Here is a 16,088-nt window from a genome sequence, read left to right on the forward strand (position 1 = left end):
CACCCCGGCCGAGCGCTACCGGATGCTGCGGCTGATCCGGGGCTTCGAGGAGCTGGCGCTCGGCCTGGTGAAGTCCGGGGCGGTCCCCGGCGGCATCCACCCGTACATCGGGCAGGAGGCCGTCGCGGTCGGCGTCTGCTCGGCGCTCGGCCCGGGCGACCGGCTCACCAGCACCCACCGCGGCCACGGCCACGTGCTCGCCCGGGGCACCGCGCCGCACCGGCTGCTCGCCGAGCTCCTGGGACGGGTCGGTGGGTCGAACGGCGGCCGTGGCGGTTCCATGCACGCCGCCGACTTCTCACTGGGCATCCTGGGCGCCAACGGCATGGTCGGCGCCGGCGCGCCGATCGCGGTCGGCGCCGCCTGGGCGGCCCGGGCCGCCTCGGCCGCCCCACCACTCGAACGGGCGGCGCCCGACCGGGTGGCCGCCGACGGTTCCGGCGCCGACCCCGCGCCGGTCGGCCGGACCGCGGTCGCGGTGGCCTTCTTCGGCGACGGAGCGCTCAACCAGGGCGTCCTGCTGGAGTCGCTCAACCTCGCCGCGATGTGGCGGCTGCCGGTGCTGTTCGTCTGCGAGGACAACGGCTACGCCACCACCCTGCCCGCCGCCACCGCCGTCGCGGGCAGCGCCACCGGCCGGGCCGCCGCCTTCGGCATCCCCGCCGAGGAGGTCGACGGCATGGACACCGAAGCCGTCCGCGCCGCCGCACTGCGCGCCGTCGAGCGGGCCCGGAGCGGCCGCGGCCCCGGCTTCCTCAACTGCCGCACCTACCGCTACGAGGGCCACCACACCATGGAGCGCCGGATGAAGCTGCGCTACCGCTCCGCCGAGGAGGTCGGGGCGTGGCGCGAGCGCGACCCGCTCCCCCGGGCCGCCGCGCCGCTCGACCCGGCCACGGTCGCCGACCTGGACCGTTCGGTGGCCGAACAGCTCGCCGCCGCCGAGGAGTTCGCGCTCGCCTCGGCGCACCCGGACCCGACCGGCGCGCTGGACCACCTGTACGCCGACGGGCTGCGGCCCAGGGCGGGAGTGACCTCGTGACCAGGCTCTCGTACACCAAGGCGCTCAACCGGGCACTGGCCGACGAGCTCGCCGCCGATCCGGCGGTCTGCGTCTTCGGCGAGGACATCGGCGCCGGCCTGGCCGGGCCGACCCTCGGCCTGCTGGACCGCTTCGGGCCGGAGCGGATCGTCGACACCCCGCTGTCCGAGCAGGCCTTCACCTCGATGGCGGTCGGCGCCGCGCTGGCCGGCCGGCGCCCGGTGCTGGAGTTCCAGATCCCGTCCCTGCTGTTCCTGGTCTTCGAGCAACTCGTCAACCAGGCCCACAAGTTCTCGCTGATGACCGGCGGCCAGGCCGCCGTCCCGCTGACCTGTCTGGTGCCCGGCTCGGGCTCCCGGGACGGCTGGGCCGGGCAGCACTCCGACCACCCGTACAGCCTGTTCGCGCACGCCGGGGTGAAGACCGTAGTGCCCGCCACCCCGACCGACGCCTACGGGCTGCTGCGATCCGCGATCCGCGACCCGGACCCGGTCGTGGTGTTCGCACCGGCCGCCGCGATGCCGGTGCGCGAGACCGTCACCTGGGACCTCGCCCCCGTCCCGCTCGGCCGGGCCCGGATCCACCGGCCGGGCACCGACGTCACCGTGGTCGCCCTCGGGCACCTGGTGCACGACGCCCTCGCGGTGGCCGAGGAGCTGGCGCCGGACCTCTCGGTGGAGGTCCTCGACCCGCGCACGGTGTACCCCTTCGATTGGCAGGCGCTCGCCGACTCGCTGGAGCGCACCGGACGCCTGGTCGTCCTGGACGACTCCAACCGCAGCTGCGGCTTCGGCGCCGAGGTGCTGGCCACCGCCGCCGAGGAGATGCGCCTGACCGCCCCGCCCCGCCGGATCACCCGCCCGGACGGCGCCGTACTGCCGTTCGCCCCCGCCCTCGACCGCGCCGTCCAGCCCGGCCGCGAGCAGCTGCGGCACGCGCTGGACCTCGTGATGAAGCACCGCTGACCGCACGGATTCACGCCCCCGCAGGCCCCCCATGTTCCCATGACCCGACCGAGGAGTCGCATTGTCCACGAACCGCTACCACTGGGACCGCTCGCACCCCGGGCTGACCAGCCTCCAGCAGGCCGTCGACCCGCTGCGCCGCGAGGTGGTCGAGCACTCGGTGTACCGCGCACTCACCGGCATCGAGCGCGTCCGCACCTTCCTCGGCAGCCACGTCTTCGCCGTCTGGGACTTCATGTCGCTGCTCAAGAGCCTCCAGCGCGACCTCACCTGCGTCGACGTGCCGTGGGTCCCGAACGGCCCGACCGCCAGCCGCCGGCTGATCAACGAGATCGTGCTGGTCGAGGAGAGCGACGAGCTCGGCGAGGGCTACACCAGCCACTTCGAGCTGTACCTGGACGGCATGCGGCAGGCCGGGGCCGACCCGCGCCCGATCGAGGACTTCCTGGCCCTGCTGGGCTCAGGCACCGCCGTGCCGGATGCCCTGAAGCGCGCCGGAGTGCCGCAGCCCGCCCTGGACTTCACCTCCACCACCTGGTCGATCGTGGAGAACGCGCCGGTGCACGGCCGGGCCGCCGCCTTCGCCTTCGGCCGTGAGGACCTGATCCCGGACATGTTCACCCAGGTCGTCCGGATCGACGACCCCGAGGGCTCGCTCACCGTCTTCAAGGACTACCTGGCCCGCCACATCGAGGTGGACGGCGAGCAGCACACCCCGATGGCGATGCAGATGCTGATCGACCTGTGCGGCGACGACCAGGCCAAGTGGGACTCCTGCGCCGAGACGGTCCGCAGCGCACTGCGCGCCCGGCTCCAGCTGTGGAGCGCGATCGAGCGTTCCTTCTGACACCCGCGACGGTACGGTCGCGCGGCGGCCGCCGCGCGACCACGGCGTCCGTGGCCGCCGGGAGCGGCTCAGATCACCTTGGGCAGGACGGCCTCCGAGGCGGGCGGCCGGTCCTCGGCCCGCCGGAAGCGGTGCAGTGCCGCCCGGCCCTGCGCCCCGCGCACCCGGGCGGCGAGCCGGGCCGGCAGCACCACGGTGGCCAGCCGGCCCTCGCCCCGGAACCCCTCGACCGTCCAACTGACCCAGGGAACCGGGTAGTTGGCGGCCGGACTGAAGAGCACCGGGCGCCGCCCCTGGAAGCTCACCGCATAGGCGCCGAAGCCGCTCCAGTTGGAGAAGCTGAACCGGCGCGCGCCCGGGTCGAATCCCAGCGGCACGCAGTCGCGCAGCCGTGAGCGGCCGAGGGTGGCCAGGAACCACAGGTTGGCACGGAGGTTGAGGTGCGCGGCCGGGAACTCCTCGACCGCCGTGCGCAGCGCGCCGGCCAGTACCGCCGGGCCGTCCGCGGGGCGGTGCGGCAGATGGACCTCGCTCAGCAGGTTGCCCACCAGTGCGGGCGACAGGCCCAGCCAGCGGCGCGCGTTGACCGGCACGGTCAGCATCCGCTCGGCGTCGTCCCCGTCCAACTCCCGCAGAGTGCCGACGAGATGGGCGCAGAGCACGTCCCCGGCGGAGAGCGGCCGACCGGCCGCGGCACCGAACTCCTCGCGCATCCTGGCCACTTCGGCGTCGGTGAAGGCGATCTGGACGATCCGGTTGGCGCGCGGGCCGACCGCCACCTCATGGGCCAGCAGCTCCGCCTCCGCCGCCGAGGGCACCCGGAACCCGGGCCGCCCGCAGTCCTCGGTCGGGAGCACTTCGTTCAGCAACTCGTCCTGGTCGTCGACGAGTTCGGCCTCCGGCAGGGGCTCGCCCTCGACCGCCGCGGACCAGATCCGCAGCAGCAGCATGAAGCTGTGCAGATCGCCGACCGCATGGTGCCAGGAGCAGCCGAGCACCGTCCCGCCGTCGGCCGTGCGGGTCATCCGCACGGTGAGCAGCGGGACGCCGCCGTGGCGCGCGGCGGGGGCGTCCAGCGGGGCGACCAGTCCGGAGCCGGGCGCCGTCACCCGCCCCATCGCCTCGGCGAGCGTGCCCTCCACGGTGTAGACCTCGAACGGCACGCCGGCGTCGTCGCAGACCGCCTCCAGGACGCCCTCGACGGTGCGCAGCCGTCCGGCGAAGACCGGCACCCGTTCCAGCGCGCGGGCCAGGCCGGCGGCGAGCCGCTCGTCGTCCAGCGGGTGCTCGAAGCAGAGCACGACCGAGACGGCGAGGTCGGCGAGCATGGTGTCCATCAGCCCGCAGCGCAGTACCCGGTCGGTGGCGCGGCGGGCCCGGACGGTCCGGGACCGTCGCAACTGCGGCCAGATGCTCATGGGTTCCGTTCCGAAGCAGTCGACGACCTCCGGCGCCGCGCGATCCGCGGGCACGCCGAACGATAGTGGCGTACGGAGGCAGTGGTCCAGTCCAATCCCGCACTCCGGTACGGCCTTCGGAGCGCCGCGCCGGCAGCGGCGGCGATAGAATGCCGAGCATGGGAGAGCGCCCCGGCGCACCCTCCGCGCCGCCCCTCGTACTGGTCACCGACATCGACTCGCAGCTGATCGACCCGGCCCGGGCCTACCGCCTCGGCCGCGACCCGACCAGCGAGATCGTGCTGGACGACCCCCGGGTCTCCTGGCACCACGCGATCCTGCGCGCCACCGACGGGCACTGGCGGGTGGAGGACGTCGGCAGCACCAACGGCACCTACGACCACGGGCTGCGGGTCAGCAGCGAGGACGTCGGTCCGGGCACCCGGCTGCGCTTCGGCGATCCGGCCGCCGGCCCCTGCGTGACCTTCGCCGACCCGGCCGACCCGGCGCCCGCACCCGGCCCCGCCCCCTCGGCCTCCGTCCTCGACGCCGCCGCGGATCCCGTGCTCGCGGCGCGGGAGCGCCCGTCCCTGGTCGCCCCCCGGCTCTCCGGCACCTTCCGCAGCCCGAGCGCCGTCCTGCAGCTGCCCGGGCACACCGTACGGATCGGCCGCTCGCCCGACAACGACCTGGTCCTGGACGACCTGGTGGTCTCCCGGCACCACGCCGAGCTGCGCGAACTGCCCGACGGCGGCCACGAGATCGTCGACCTGGACAGCCACAACGGCACCTACCTCAACGGCCGCCCGGTCCGCCGGGCCCCGGTCGGCCCGGCCGACATCGTCGGCATCGGCCACTCCGCGCTCTGCCTGGCCGACGGCCGGCTGGTCGAGTACACCGACACCGGCGAGATCTCCCTGGACGTCCGCAACCTGGTGGTCCGGGTCGGCCCCGACCGGCGGGTGCTGCTGGACGACGTCGGCTTCCCGCTCGCCGAGAAGGCGCTGCTCGCGGTGGCCGGCCCCAGCGGCGCGGGCAAGTCCACACTGCTCAACGCCCTCACCGGGCTGCGCCCCGCCGACGAGGGCACGGTGCTGTACGACGGCCGCGACCTCTACCGCGACTACGCCGAGCTGCGCCGCCGGATCGGCCTGGTGCCGCAGGACGACATCCTGCACACCCAGCTCACCGTCCGCCGCGCCCTGTCCTACGCCGCCGAGCTGCGCTTCCCGGGCGACACCGATCCGAACGAGCGGGAGGCCCGGGTCCTGGAGGTGATCCACGAGCTGGGCCTGGACGCCCGGGCCGACCAGGTGATCGCCAGCCTCTCCGGCGGCCAGCGCAAGCGGGTCAGCGTCGCGCTGGAGCTGCTCACCAAGCCGTCCCTGCTCTTCCTCGACGAGCCGACCTCCGGCCTGGACCCCGGCATGGAGCGCTCGGTGATGCGGATGCTGCGCGGGCTGGCCGACGACGGCCGGACGGTGGTCGTGGTGACCCACAGCGTGCTCAGCCTGAACGTCTGCGACCGGCTGCTGGTGCTGGCCCCGGGCGGGCGGACGGCGTACTACGGGCCGCCCGGCGAGGCGCTGGAGTTCTTCGGCTTCGAGGAGTGGCCGGAGGCCTTCGAGGCCTTCGAGAACGAGGACCACGCGGCCTGGCAGCAGCGGTTCCGGCAGTCCCCGCAGTACGCGCGCTACGTCGCGGCCGAGGACGGGGCGGCGCCGTACCCGGCCCCGCAGCCGTACGCGTCCCGGCCCGAACCGGTCGCGCCCGCGATCGGCCGGGAGAAGCCGCAGAGCTGGTTCTCCCAACTGGGCACCCTGGTGCGCCGGTACACCGCGGTGCTGGCAGCCGACCGGCTCTTCCTCACCATCATGGTGGTGCTGCCCTTCGTGATCGGCCTGATGTGCCGGGCGATGGCCGGCTCCCGGCTCTCCCCCGAGAACGCCGTGAACTGCCTGCTCACGCTCTGCATCGGCGGGCTGCTCACCGGATCCGCCAACTCGGTGCGCGAACTGGTCAAGGAACGCGCGATCTACCAACGGGAGCGGGTGGTCGGGCTCTCCAGATCGGCCTACCTGGTCTCCAAGGTGGTGGTGCTGGGCACGGTCACGGTGGCCCAGGCCGTCGTCCTGACCGTGGTCGGCCTGGCCGGGGTGGACCTGTCCTTCGCGGTGCCGACCGGCGTGGTGATGCCGCAGCTGCCCGAGCTGATCATCGCGGTCGCGCTGCTCGCCTTCTCGGCGATGATGCTCGGCCTGGTGGTCTCGGCGCTGGTGGACAAGGAGGAGGCCACCATGCCGCTGCTGGTGCTCCTCTCGGTGGTGCAGATCGTCTTCAGCGGTCTGATGCTCAAGCTGCACGGCGTCCCGGGGCTGGAGCAGTTCGCCTGGCTGATCCCGTCCCGCTGGGGCCTGTCGGCGATGGCGCGCACCGTCGAGCTGCACGGCATCTTCCCGAACGCGATCACCGCCGACCCGATGTTCCGCCACCAGCGCTCCGGCTGGCTGCTGAGCATGGTGCTGCTGCCCGCGCTGTCGCTGTTGTACGGCCTGGTGGTACTGGCCCTGCTGCGGCGGCACGAGCCCAGCATCATGCGGCGGTGACCCTCCCGTGGACGAGTTCGCCTTCCGCCCCACCCATGTCGCCCCGCCGGACGGGCTGGCCTCCTGGGAGGCCCCGGACCCGGCCCGGCCCGCCACCCGCCTCGACCCGCTGCTGCCGCTGCGGCTGCTCGACCGCCGGGGCGACTGGGCCCGGATCCTCTGCTCCAACGGCTGGACCGCCTGGGTGGACGGCCGGCTGCTGGTCGCCCTGCCGCAGACGCCGCCCACCGCCGGGGCCCCGCCCGCGCGGACCGCCGACCCGCGCCCGGCGCTCGCCGAGGCCGGGAGCGCACTCGCCCGCTACCGCGCCCTGCTGGAGGACCTCGCCACCGGCGCCCTCGACCTGGAGGCCTTCCGGGAGCGCACCCGCGGCCTGCGGATCGGCCTGGTGGTCGACGGCGAGGCGGTCTGGCTGTTCGATCCGGTGCACGACCGCTGGTGCTACGGCGACGGGCTCCAGCTCCAGACGTACGCGGCCACCGACCACCCGGTGGCGCCCGCCTCCCCGCGGCCCGGCCCGTCGCCCGTGCACAGCCCGTCCGCCCCCACCCGGACCGGTGAGCCGTGACCTCCGCCGAGCGGCCGTCCGACGAGGCACCCACCGCCGGGACGCCTGCCGTCGACCCGTCCACCGCCGGACGGGACGCCCCCGTCCTGCCCGCCGGGCTGGTCGGGCGGCAGGTCGCCGGCTACCGGCTGGAGCAGGAGATCGGGCGCGGCGGCATGGCCGTGGTCTACCGGGCCAAGGACCTGCGGCTCGGCCGGACCGTCGCGATCAAGCTGCTCGCCCCCGAGCTGGCCCGCAACGAGGTGTTCCGGCAGCGCTTCATGCACGAGTCGGAGGCCGCCGCCGCGATCGACCACCCGCACATCATCCCGGTGTTCGAGGCGGGCGAGCAGGACGGCATCCTGTTCCTCGCGATGCGCTACGTCGAGGGCGGCGACCTGCGCGCCCTGATCAACCGCTCCGGCCCGCTCCCGGTCGGGCGGGCCGTCCGGCTCGCGCTCCAGATCGCCTCGGCGCTGGACGCCGCGCACGGCCACGACCTGGTGCACCGGGACGTCAAGCCGGGCAACGTGCTGGTCGCCGCCGGAACGGACAGCGAGCACCCGGAGCACCTGTACCTGGCGGACTTCGGCCTGACCAAGAAGTCCCTGTCGCTCAGCGGCCTGACCAGCGTCGGCCAGATCGTCGGCACGCTCGACTACGCGGCGCCCGAGCAGATCTCCGGCAAGCCGCTGGACGGGCGCTGCGACCAGTACGGCCTCGGCTGCGTGGTGTTCGAGATGCTCGCGGGCGCCCCGCCGTTCCGCCGGGAGAGCGACCTCGCGCTGCTCTGGGCGCACCTCAACGACCCGCCGCCCGGGCTGCGCGAGCACCGGCCGGAGCTGCCGGCCGCCGTCGAGGCGGTGGTGGCCCGGGCGCTGGCCAAGCGGCCCGGGGAGCGGTACCCGAGCTGCCTGGGGTTCGTCGCCGAGCTGCGCGCGGCGAGCACCGCCGACGCGCCGGAGCCGTGGCGCGCGGACGGGCCGCCCACCCGGGTGGTCCCGGCGCTCGCCGCCGACCCTCCGGCGGTGCCACGGCCGCCCGCCTGGGCCGCGGCGGTCGTCCACCCGCCGCCGTACCCGTCCGGAGGGAGCCGTCCGCCGTGAACGCCCTGAGTCAGGTCTTCGCGGTGGTCGCCGCGGCGGTCCACCTGATCGTCTGGCCGCTGGAGAGCTTCCTGTACGGGCATCCACGGGTGCGCCGCCTGCTGACCGGCAGCACGGCGGACGCCCCGGAGGTCCGGCTGTGGCGCGTCAACGTGGGCTTCTACAACCTGTTCCTGGCGCTCGGCCTGGTCACCGGCCTGGTCCTGCTGCACACCGGGCACCCGGGTGCGGGGCGGGCGATGGTGCTCTACATCGCCGCGTTCATGGTCGCGGGCGGGACCACCCTGTTCGTCTCGGAACCGAGGCTGTGGCGCGGGGCGCTCGGTCAGGCCGTCCCGGCGGCCATCATCCTTCTGGCCGAGGTTTTCTGACTCCGCATCACCGGTTTCACCGCCGTCCGGCGGGGCTACACTCCGCCTACCCCACGAAGGTCGCGGAGGCTGGGGGTGGCAGACAGCAGTGGTCAAGATCCCGATCACCGACCGGTACGTCGTCGGTCTCGGTTGCCGAGTGAGCGTCGAACACGGGCCCACCGTGACGAAGGTGAACTGGCACGTCGCGCACCTGCCGGAGGGCGGCTCATCGCGGCCCACCGGCGGCAACCAGGAGATCGGCCTGATCTGCCCGCGCTGCCTGCGGTCCTTCTCGGTCCGGGTGGAGACCGCCACCAGGGCGAGGGTCAAGCAGCGGGTCCAGCGGGTGGTGGGCTGGCTGCTGGTGCTCTCGCTGCTGGCCACCGTCCCCCTGCTGATCCAGCTGGGCGGCCGAACCGTCGAGGAGGGCGACGACCAGGCGGTCGACAACATCGGCCTGCTCTTCGGCCTGGCGGCCGCGGGCGTGATCGTCGGCCCGTCGCTGCTGTTCGGGGCGAGCATGCACGACGGCGTCGGGAAGCTCCGGCTCATCCGGACGGACGGCCGCAAGACCAGATGGGTGCAGGGCCACCGGCTGTTCTGAGCCGGGGCCGCGCCGCCCGTCAGCCCGCGCGCGCCGGTCGCCCCCTGCTCGGCAGCTCGCGCCCGTCACCCCGGGCCCGTCACCCCGGGCCCGCCGACGCCTCGCCCGCCGGCACCTCGCCGCGGTGCCGCACCCGGGTGGCGAGCAGGGCGCCGAGCGCGCCGGTCAGCAGCCCCCAGCCCGCCGCGAGAGGCACCGCCGTCCAGAGCACCGGGCGCAGGGTGAGGCTGCCGCTGCCCAGCCCGGACAGCGGGTTGTCGCCGCCGAGCACGGCACCCAGCAGGTCGCCCAGGCCGCCCTGGCCCAGGCCGACGCCGAGCACGGAGAGCCCGTAGTCGGCGTCCACCCGGGTCCACAGGCCGACCAGCAGCACGGTGACGGCGGTGGCGAGCCCGAACCGGACGGCGTGCTGCCAGAGCCGGACGGTGCGCGGCGAGCGGCGGGCCGCCAGGAAGGCGGCCGCCAGCAGCAGCACGGCGGCCAGCGGCAGCAGCCACCAGCTGCGCGCGTCCTGCTCCGCGAGGGTGCCGAGGTCGATGGTCGCCTGGCCGCCCCCGGGCGCGCGCAGCACCGCGCTGAGCGGTTCGGGGACGGGCAGGCCGAGCGCGCCGACCAGTCGGCCGTGCCATTCGGCACCGAGTCCGACGCCGAAGGCCAGCCAGACCAGGTCGGGCAGCGCGAGCAGGACCACGGCCAGGTTCTGCCGGGCGTTGCCGTGCACGACCGCGGTCAGCACCCCGGCCACCGCGCCGATCGCCAGGTACGCCAGCAGGACCGTCCAGAGCGCGAACGCGGCCGGTCGGACGGCGAGTTGGTAGCGCACCAGGGCAGGCGGCAGCGGGGCGCGCCGGGACACCGCGAAGGTGACCGCGAGCACCAGTAGCAGCCAGGCCAGCCCGATGCCGACGGTGGTCGGGCCGTCCGCGTGGAAGCCGACCTCCGGGGTGAGCCCGAGCGCGCCGCTGAGCGACTGCGCGAGGTCGCCGCCGAGCGGGACGACGAAGCTGTGCCGGGCGCCGACGGTGAGCAGCACCAAGGCGAGCAGCCAGAGCAGCACCGTCCGGCCGATCCGCCCGAGCAGTTCACCGCCGCCCGCGACCGCGCGGAAGCGCAGCTGACGCAGGAACACCTCGGCCGTCACGACCGCGCCGACCACCGAGACGCTCAGCGGCATCGCGCTGATCCCGGCCTCGACGGACGCGAAGTTCCCTGCCGCGCCGTCGAGTTGGATGTCACCACCGACGGCGAGCGCGAGCGTCGCGGCCAGTACGGCGGGGAAGCCGCCGTCCGGGAGGTCGTCGGCGCCGGCCAGCCAGAGGCCGAGCGCGGCCACCGCCGCCATCGCGACCAGCCCGGCCAGCACGACGGCGAGCGCGTCCAGCCAGCCGCGCACGGCGCCGGGCGGGCCTGCGGCCCGGGTGGTGGGCTGCTGCATGCCGCCTCCTCGTCGCTCGCGGGGTGCCCCGGGTCCGGCCCGGGGCCCGGGCTCGAACGGCCGCCGGAGGACTCCCGTTCGGCTGCCGACCGGCTTCCGGTGGGGTTTCCAGGGTGGCCGACGTTCGGTGGCCACGCTCGGCGACGCCCCGAGCACCTGCTGTTGCGGCGAAGGGGTCGGCGGGGGACAAAGGGAAGCCAGTGGCAGGAGCTTCCCGGGTCGGCCGTTCGGCCGGCCACCTGCGAAACGGAGCATCGATGACGTCCCAACCGCCTCCGTCCGGCGCGGCCGGCGAGCCCCCGCACGGTCCACCGTCCGGTCCCCCCTCCGGGCCGCTGGCCGGTCCACCGTCCGGCGGGGGTGCGTCCGGACCGACGTCCACGCCCCCGCCGCCCTCAGGTCCGTTCGGGGGCTCCGGCGCCTCCGGGTCGGGCGGCGGCGGGCGTGCGGGCGGGCCCGGCGGGTCGTCGGCCGGCGGCTCCGGGCGCGGCTCGCACACCCCGTGGTGGCGGTCCCGGAAGGGGCTGGCCGTGGCCGCGGGCGCGGTGGCGGCGGCCGTGGTGGCCACCGTGCTGATCACCACCAACAACAAGGGCGGCCACGACACGAGCGTGCCGACCGCGAACGAGGTCGCCCTGCAGACCCCGGCCGACCCCGGGCCGGCCCCCTTCACCCCGTCGGTGGAGACCCAGGGGGTGAGCGCACCCGCGCCCGCCCCCGTCACCCCGACGGCGCAGCAGCCGGGCGGCACCTCGCCCAAGAGCACTTCGCCGGCGGCGCTCCACAGCGTCGAGGGCGGCTCCGCCGGGCTGTACGGCGGGACGATGAACAAGCCGAGTTGCGACACCGAGCGCCTTATCGGGATGGTCTCGACCGGGGACGCCGGGCGTGCCTGGGCCTCGGCGGCCGGCATCGCGCAGGCCGACATCCCCGGCTATCTGCGCTCGCTGACCTCCGCCTACCTGCGGGTGGACACCCGGGTGACCAACCACAGCTACAAGAGCGGCGCGGTGGTCGAGTACCAGTCCGCGCTCCAGGCCGGAACCGCCGTCCTGGTGGACTCCCAGGGCGTGCCCCGGGTGCGCTGCTCCTGCGGCAACCCGCTGAAGCCGCCGAAGCTGGTGAGCAACGCCAAGTACACCGGCAAGCCCTGGACGGGCTTCCAGCCGACCACGCTGGTCGTGGTCGTGCCCGCCCCCCGGCCGGTGACCGAGATCATCCTGGTGAACATCGAGACCGGCGGGTGGTTCGCCCGGCTGACCGGGCGGATCGAGATCGTGGACCGGCACGTCGAGCCGCCGAAGGGGCCGCTGGTGCCCGGCATCCCGGCGCCCGGCCCCTGGAAGCCGTCCACCCCCTCGGGTTCGGCGACGGCCTCCGGCGCCACCACCTCCGGGGCCACCTCGTCCGGACCGAGCTCTTCGGGCGCGACCAGCTCCGGGGCCACCTCGTCCGGACCGAGTTCCTCGGGCGCGACCAGCTCCGGGGCCACCTCCTCGACCAGTTCGGGCCAGCCGTCCGGGTCGACCGCCACGACGGGCACGCCCTCCTCCTCGACCGGCACCTCGACGGCCACCCGGTCACCGACCGGCACCACCTCGGGCGCCCCGACGGCGACCGGTACCGGCACCGGCACGACCAGCGCGGGCACGACGACCACAGGTACGACGACCACCGCGACCGGCCCGAACACCCCGACCGCGACCTGCGCGACCACCGCGCCGTCCACCCTGCCGCCCTGCCCGACCACGCCGGCCGCCACCCAGAGCTGACCCCACGCGGAGAGCCGACCCACCTCGAAGAGCCGACCCGACGCACCCCGCCCCCGCTGCCACCGGCCGCCACCCGGCCGGTGGCAGCGGCGCGCCTCAGGGAAGCAGCACCCGCGCGTCCTCGGGCCCGAGCACCCGGCCGTCCGCCGAGCGCACCTCGACCGGCGCGACGGGCGCGCCGGACTCGCGGTCCACCAGGCGCGCCCGGGGCTCGCCCTCCTGGAAGAACCACTGGTCACCCCATTGCCGCAGCGCCGTGATCACCGGGAACAGCGCGCGGCCCTTCTCTGTGAGCACGTACTCCTGGTAGGGGCTGCCGTCGGCGGCCGGCGCGAGGTCGAACACGCCGTTGGCGACCAGGTTGGCCAGGCGGGAGGACAGGATGTTCTTGGCCAGGCCGAGGTTCTTCTGGAACTGCCCGAAGCGGCGCAGCCCGTCGAAGGCGTCACGGACGATCAGCAGCGTCCACCCGTCGCCCACGACATCGAGCGGACGGGCGACCGGGCAGGCCGATTCCTCGTGCGTGGTGCGTTTCGGCACTTCTCCCACCTCTCGGCTGTCGCCTGTCTCCGGTCGGCGCCCAGCGTACCGATCACGTCGTGGTTGCTTATTGAAACCAGGGTATGCCAGGGTGTCGTGGTAGCACTTTGAAACCACCGTGCCCTTCGAGGGAGCCCGCCGATGACCTCTCCCGCCCGCACCACCGCCTCCGCCACCTCCGACACCTCCGAGACGGCTGCCGCGTCCGCCACGTCGGGGACCACCTCCGGGGCCCCACCGCGCGGCCTGTCACCCGTCGTCGCCTGGCTGCTCTCCGTCGCCTGCGGCCTCGCCGTCGCCAACGTCTACTACTCGCAACCGCTGCTCGACCTGATCGCCCGGGACCACGGCATCGACCCGGCCACCATCGGCCTGGTCGGCACCCTCACCCAGACGGGCTATGCCCTGGGCCTGCTGCTGCTCGTGCCGCTCGGCGACCACGTCAACCGCCGCATCCTGATCACCGCCCAGCTCGGGCTGTCCGTCCTCGCCCTCCTCGCCGTCGCAGTCGCCCCCTCCGCTCCGCTGCTGCTCGCCGCGATGGCCGCCGTCGGCGTCCTCGCGGTCGTCGCCCAGGTGGTCGTCGCCTACTCCGCCCAACTCGCCGCGCCGGGCGACCAGGGCCGGGTGGTCGGCACCGTGACCAGCGGCATCGTGGTCGGCATCCTGCTCGCCCGCACCGTCGCCGGAACCATCGGCGACCTGGCCGGCTGGCGCGCCGTCTACGTCGCCTCCGCCGTCGCGACCGCCGCCATGGCCCTCGCCGTCGCGGCCGCCGTCCCGTCCGAGCGGCACCGGACGGCCGAACGGACCGGCTACCCGCGCCTGGTCGGCTCGGTGTTCGTGCTCTTCGCCCAGGAGCGCGTGCTCCGCGTCCGGGCCGTCCTCGCGCTGCTCAGCTTCACCTCCATCACCGTGCTGCTCACCCCGATGGTGCTCCCGCTCGCCGCACCGCCCTTCGACCTCAGCCACACCCAGATCGGGCTCCTCGGCCTCGCCGGCGCCGCCGGAGCCCTCGGCGCCGGGTACGCCGGCCGCCAGGCCGACCGCGGCCGGGCCGAACGCACCGCCGGAACCGGCTTGTCGGCGATGCTGGTCGGCTGGCTCCCGGCCGCCCTGCTGCCGCACTCGGTCTGGTGGCTGGTGCTCGCCATGGTCGTGATCGACTACGGCCTGCAGTCCGTCCACGTCGCCAACCAGCACCTCCTCTACCAAGTCCGACCCGAGGCGCAGAGCCGCCTGACCGCCGGCTACATGCTGCTCTACTCCGCCGGGTGCGGCGCGGGCGCCATCCTGTCCACCGTCGTCTACGACCACGGCGGCTGGACGGCCGTCTGCCTGCTCGGCGCCGCCACCAGCCTCACCGCGCTCGGCTACTGGTGGGCGGCGGCCCGCCGGTGACGACCGCTCGGCTCCGCACCGCTCAACTCCCCTCCCCCGGCGCGGCCGTGGCGAGGACCTGGCGCAGCACCCGTATGCCCTCCCGCCACGCCGGGCCCTCCGCCGTCTCGTCCCACAGCTCGGCGAGCTCCGACTCCTCCGCGACCACCCGGTCGAGCGCCTGCACCGCGAGCGGGCGCAGCTCCGCGGCGAGCGGCGGCAGCGGCTCCCTGGGGCCGTAGGCCGTGGTCACCGCCGCCCCGCCGGGGCACTGCGCCGCCACCAGCGCGGCGGCGGCGACCGCCTCGCCCGCCTCGTCCGAGTCCAGGAAGACCTCCGCCCGGACGGCGCACAACAGCGCCGACCGCAGCAGCGCCTCGCGCTCGCCCGGCGCCGCGTCGTCCAGGCCGCCGCCGAAGTCCGCCGCCGTGTCGTTGTCGAAGTGCCCGATGTCCCAGGTGCCCATGCCGATCCCCTCACGCCGCTGGTGTTCGTGTGCGACGGATGCTTGCACACCCCACTGACAATCCGCCGGGCCGACGGATATCCGCTGGTCAGCGCGGCAGTGATGGGGCATCGTACGGTCATGACGACCACGCAGGGGCTCGACCGGGACGGGTACATCGCACGGGAGGGCTCGCTCGACCGGGTGCCGCCGGCGTTCGCGCCGGTGGTCACCGCCGCCCGCGAGCGGATCAGCGGGGCCTTCGGCCCGGAGCGGCTGCACAGCGCCTACCTCTACGGCAGCATCCCGCGCGGCACCGCGACCCCCGGCGTCTCCGACCTCGACCTGCTGCTCGCCCTGCACCACGACCCGACCGCCGCGGACCGGGCGGCCGCCGACGCCCTGGAAGCCTCGCTCGACGCCGGGTTCGCCCAGGTGGACGGCGTCGGCGTGCTGCTCTCCGGCACCGGCACACTGCTCAGCGAGCTGGAGCGCCACGACCTGGGCTGGTTCGTCGCCTGCCTCTGCACCCCGCTGCTCGGCGAGGACCTCGCCCTCCGGCTGCCCCGCTACCGCCCCACCTCACTGCTCGCCCGGGAGACCAACGGCGACCTCGCCCTGGCCCTCCCGCACTGGCGTGAACGCCTGGCCACCGCCCGTACCGAGGCAGACCTGCGCCGCCTCGCCCGCGTCGTCTCCCGCCGCCTGGTCCGCACCGGCTTCACCCTGGTCATGCCCCGCTGGGGCGGCTGGACGAGCGACCTCGCCACCTCCGCCGAGGCCTTCGCCGGCTACTACCCGGACCGCGCCGCCCAGTTGCGCCTGGCCGCCGACACCGCCCGCACCCCCACCCCCGACCGCGCCGCCCTGGCCGTACTCATCGACGACCTGGGCCCCTGGCTCGCCGCCGAGTACGCCGCCGTCCACGGCGTGAAGGCGCCCCGCCCATGACGGCGCCGGAGCACCGCCGGTCCACCAGGGCCGGCCGGACAGCCGTCCGCGCCGCCGAGCACCCACCGGCTGGTGACGGGCGCCCCGGCTCCCGGCCC

At 75.0% G+C, this 16,088-nt stretch carries 15 protein-coding genes; 11 read left to right on the forward strand and 4 right to left on the reverse strand.

Going from position 1 to position 16,088, the window contains the following annotated elements; translation table 11 throughout:
* Positions 1–22: 22 nt before the first annotated feature.
* From ACIQI7_RS02500 to ACIQI7_RS02510, 3 genes are all read left to right on the forward strand, one after another.
* Positions 23–1,042, forward strand: a complete 1,020-nt coding sequence (locus ACIQI7_RS02500) for a thiamine pyrophosphate-dependent dehydrogenase E1 component subunit alpha (RefSeq protein ID WP_401104555.1) — start codon at positions 23–25, stop codon at positions 1,040–1,042.
* Positions 1,039–2,007 carry an alpha-ketoacid dehydrogenase subunit beta gene (locus ACIQI7_RS02505; RefSeq protein ID WP_401104123.1) on the forward strand — a complete coding sequence of 323 codons (969 nt, stop codon included), beginning with the start codon at positions 1,039–1,041 and terminating at the stop codon, positions 2,005–2,007. Before ACIQI7_RS02500 ends, ACIQI7_RS02505 begins: the two co-directional genes overlap by 4 nt.
* Before the next feature lie 61 nt (positions 2,008–2,068).
* Entirely contained in the window at positions 2,069–2,854 is a 786-nt protein-coding gene (locus ACIQI7_RS02510; protein WP_387753421.1) for a DUF3050 domain-containing protein, read from the forward strand.
* Positions 2,855–2,922: 68 nt separating this feature from the next.
* On the opposite strand, the gene ACIQI7_RS02515 is transcribed toward ACIQI7_RS02510, so the two are convergent.
* Entirely contained in the window at positions 2,923–4,272 is a 1,350-nt protein-coding gene (locus tag ACIQI7_RS02515; RefSeq protein ID WP_401104126.1) for an acyltransferase, read from the reverse strand.
* A gap of 158 nt (positions 4,273–4,430) precedes the next feature.
* Here ACIQI7_RS02515 and ACIQI7_RS02520 point away from each other — a divergent pair, with 158 nt between their 5' ends.
* From ACIQI7_RS02520 to ACIQI7_RS02540, 5 genes are all read left to right on the forward strand, one after another.
* Positions 4,431–6,857, forward strand: a complete 2,427-nt coding sequence (locus ACIQI7_RS02520) for an FHA domain-containing protein (RefSeq protein WP_401104128.1) — start codon at positions 4,431–4,433, stop codon at positions 6,855–6,857.
* Between the two features lie 7 nt (positions 6,858–6,864).
* Entirely contained in the window at positions 6,865–7,425 is a 561-nt protein-coding gene (locus ACIQI7_RS02525; protein ID WP_401104129.1) for a hypothetical protein, read from the forward strand.
* Positions 7,426–7,511: 86 nt separating this feature from the next.
* On the forward strand, positions 7,512–8,510 hold the full coding sequence (locus ACIQI7_RS02530; RefSeq protein WP_401104557.1) for a serine/threonine-protein kinase: 999 nt from the start codon (positions 7,512–7,514) through the stop codon (positions 8,508–8,510).
* Positions 8,507–8,881: a DUF1304 domain-containing protein gene (locus ACIQI7_RS02535; RefSeq protein ID WP_401104131.1), complete on the forward strand. Its 375-nt coding sequence runs from the start codon at positions 8,507–8,509 to the stop codon at positions 8,879–8,881. The genes ACIQI7_RS02530 and ACIQI7_RS02535 overlap by 4 nt, the downstream gene beginning before the upstream one ends.
* A gap of 172 nt (positions 8,882–9,053) precedes the next feature.
* The gene (locus ACIQI7_RS02540; RefSeq protein WP_401104134.1) at positions 9,054–9,467 is read left to right on the forward strand and encodes a hypothetical protein; all 414 of its coding nucleotides are present in this window, start codon (positions 9,054–9,056) and stop codon (positions 9,465–9,467) included.
* 79 nt (positions 9,468–9,546) lie between these two features.
* Here the strand turns inward: ACIQI7_RS02540 and ACIQI7_RS02545 are convergent, their stop codons facing one another.
* Positions 9,547–10,902, reverse strand: a complete 1,356-nt coding sequence (locus ACIQI7_RS02545; RefSeq protein ID WP_401104136.1) for a streptophobe family protein — start codon at positions 10,900–10,902, stop codon at positions 9,547–9,549.
* A 530-nt stretch (positions 10,903–11,432) separates the two neighbouring features.
* Here ACIQI7_RS02545 and ACIQI7_RS02550 point away from each other — a divergent pair.
* Positions 11,433–12,674: a DUF6777 domain-containing protein gene (locus ACIQI7_RS02550; protein ID WP_401104139.1), complete on the forward strand. Its 1,242-nt coding sequence runs from the start codon at positions 11,433–11,435 to the stop codon at positions 12,672–12,674.
* 96 nt (positions 12,675–12,770) lie between these two features.
* Here the strand turns inward: ACIQI7_RS02550 and ACIQI7_RS02555 are convergent, their stop codons facing one another.
* The gene (locus ACIQI7_RS02555) at positions 12,771–13,214 is read right to left on the reverse strand and encodes a winged helix-turn-helix transcriptional regulator (RefSeq protein ID WP_401104142.1); all 444 of its coding nucleotides are present in this window, start codon (positions 13,212–13,214) and stop codon (positions 12,771–12,773) included.
* A gap of 141 nt (positions 13,215–13,355) precedes the next feature.
* On the opposite strand from ACIQI7_RS02555, the gene ACIQI7_RS02560 reads away from it, so the two are divergent.
* On the forward strand, positions 13,356–14,615 hold the full coding sequence (locus ACIQI7_RS02560; protein ID WP_401104145.1) for an MFS transporter: 1,260 nt from the start codon (positions 13,356–13,358) through the stop codon (positions 14,613–14,615).
* A 22-nt stretch (positions 14,616–14,637) separates the two neighbouring features.
* Here the strand turns inward: ACIQI7_RS02560 and ACIQI7_RS02565 are convergent, their stop codons facing one another.
* Entirely contained in the window at positions 14,638–15,060 is a 423-nt protein-coding gene (locus tag ACIQI7_RS02565) for a DUF4259 domain-containing protein (protein ID WP_401104147.1), read from the reverse strand.
* A 120-nt stretch (positions 15,061–15,180) separates the two neighbouring features.
* On the opposite strand from ACIQI7_RS02565, the gene ACIQI7_RS02570 reads away from it, so the two are divergent.
* The gene (locus tag ACIQI7_RS02570) at positions 15,181–15,990 is read left to right on the forward strand and encodes a nucleotidyltransferase domain-containing protein (RefSeq protein ID WP_401104150.1); all 810 of its coding nucleotides are present in this window, start codon (positions 15,181–15,183) and stop codon (positions 15,988–15,990) included.
* The last annotated feature ends 98 nt before the right edge of the window (positions 15,991–16,088 follow it).

This window comes from Kitasatospora sp. NPDC092039 (assembly GCF_044756065.1).
In the GTDB taxonomy this organism is placed as follows: domain Bacteria; phylum Actinomycetota; class Actinomycetes; order Streptomycetales; family Streptomycetaceae; genus Kitasatospora.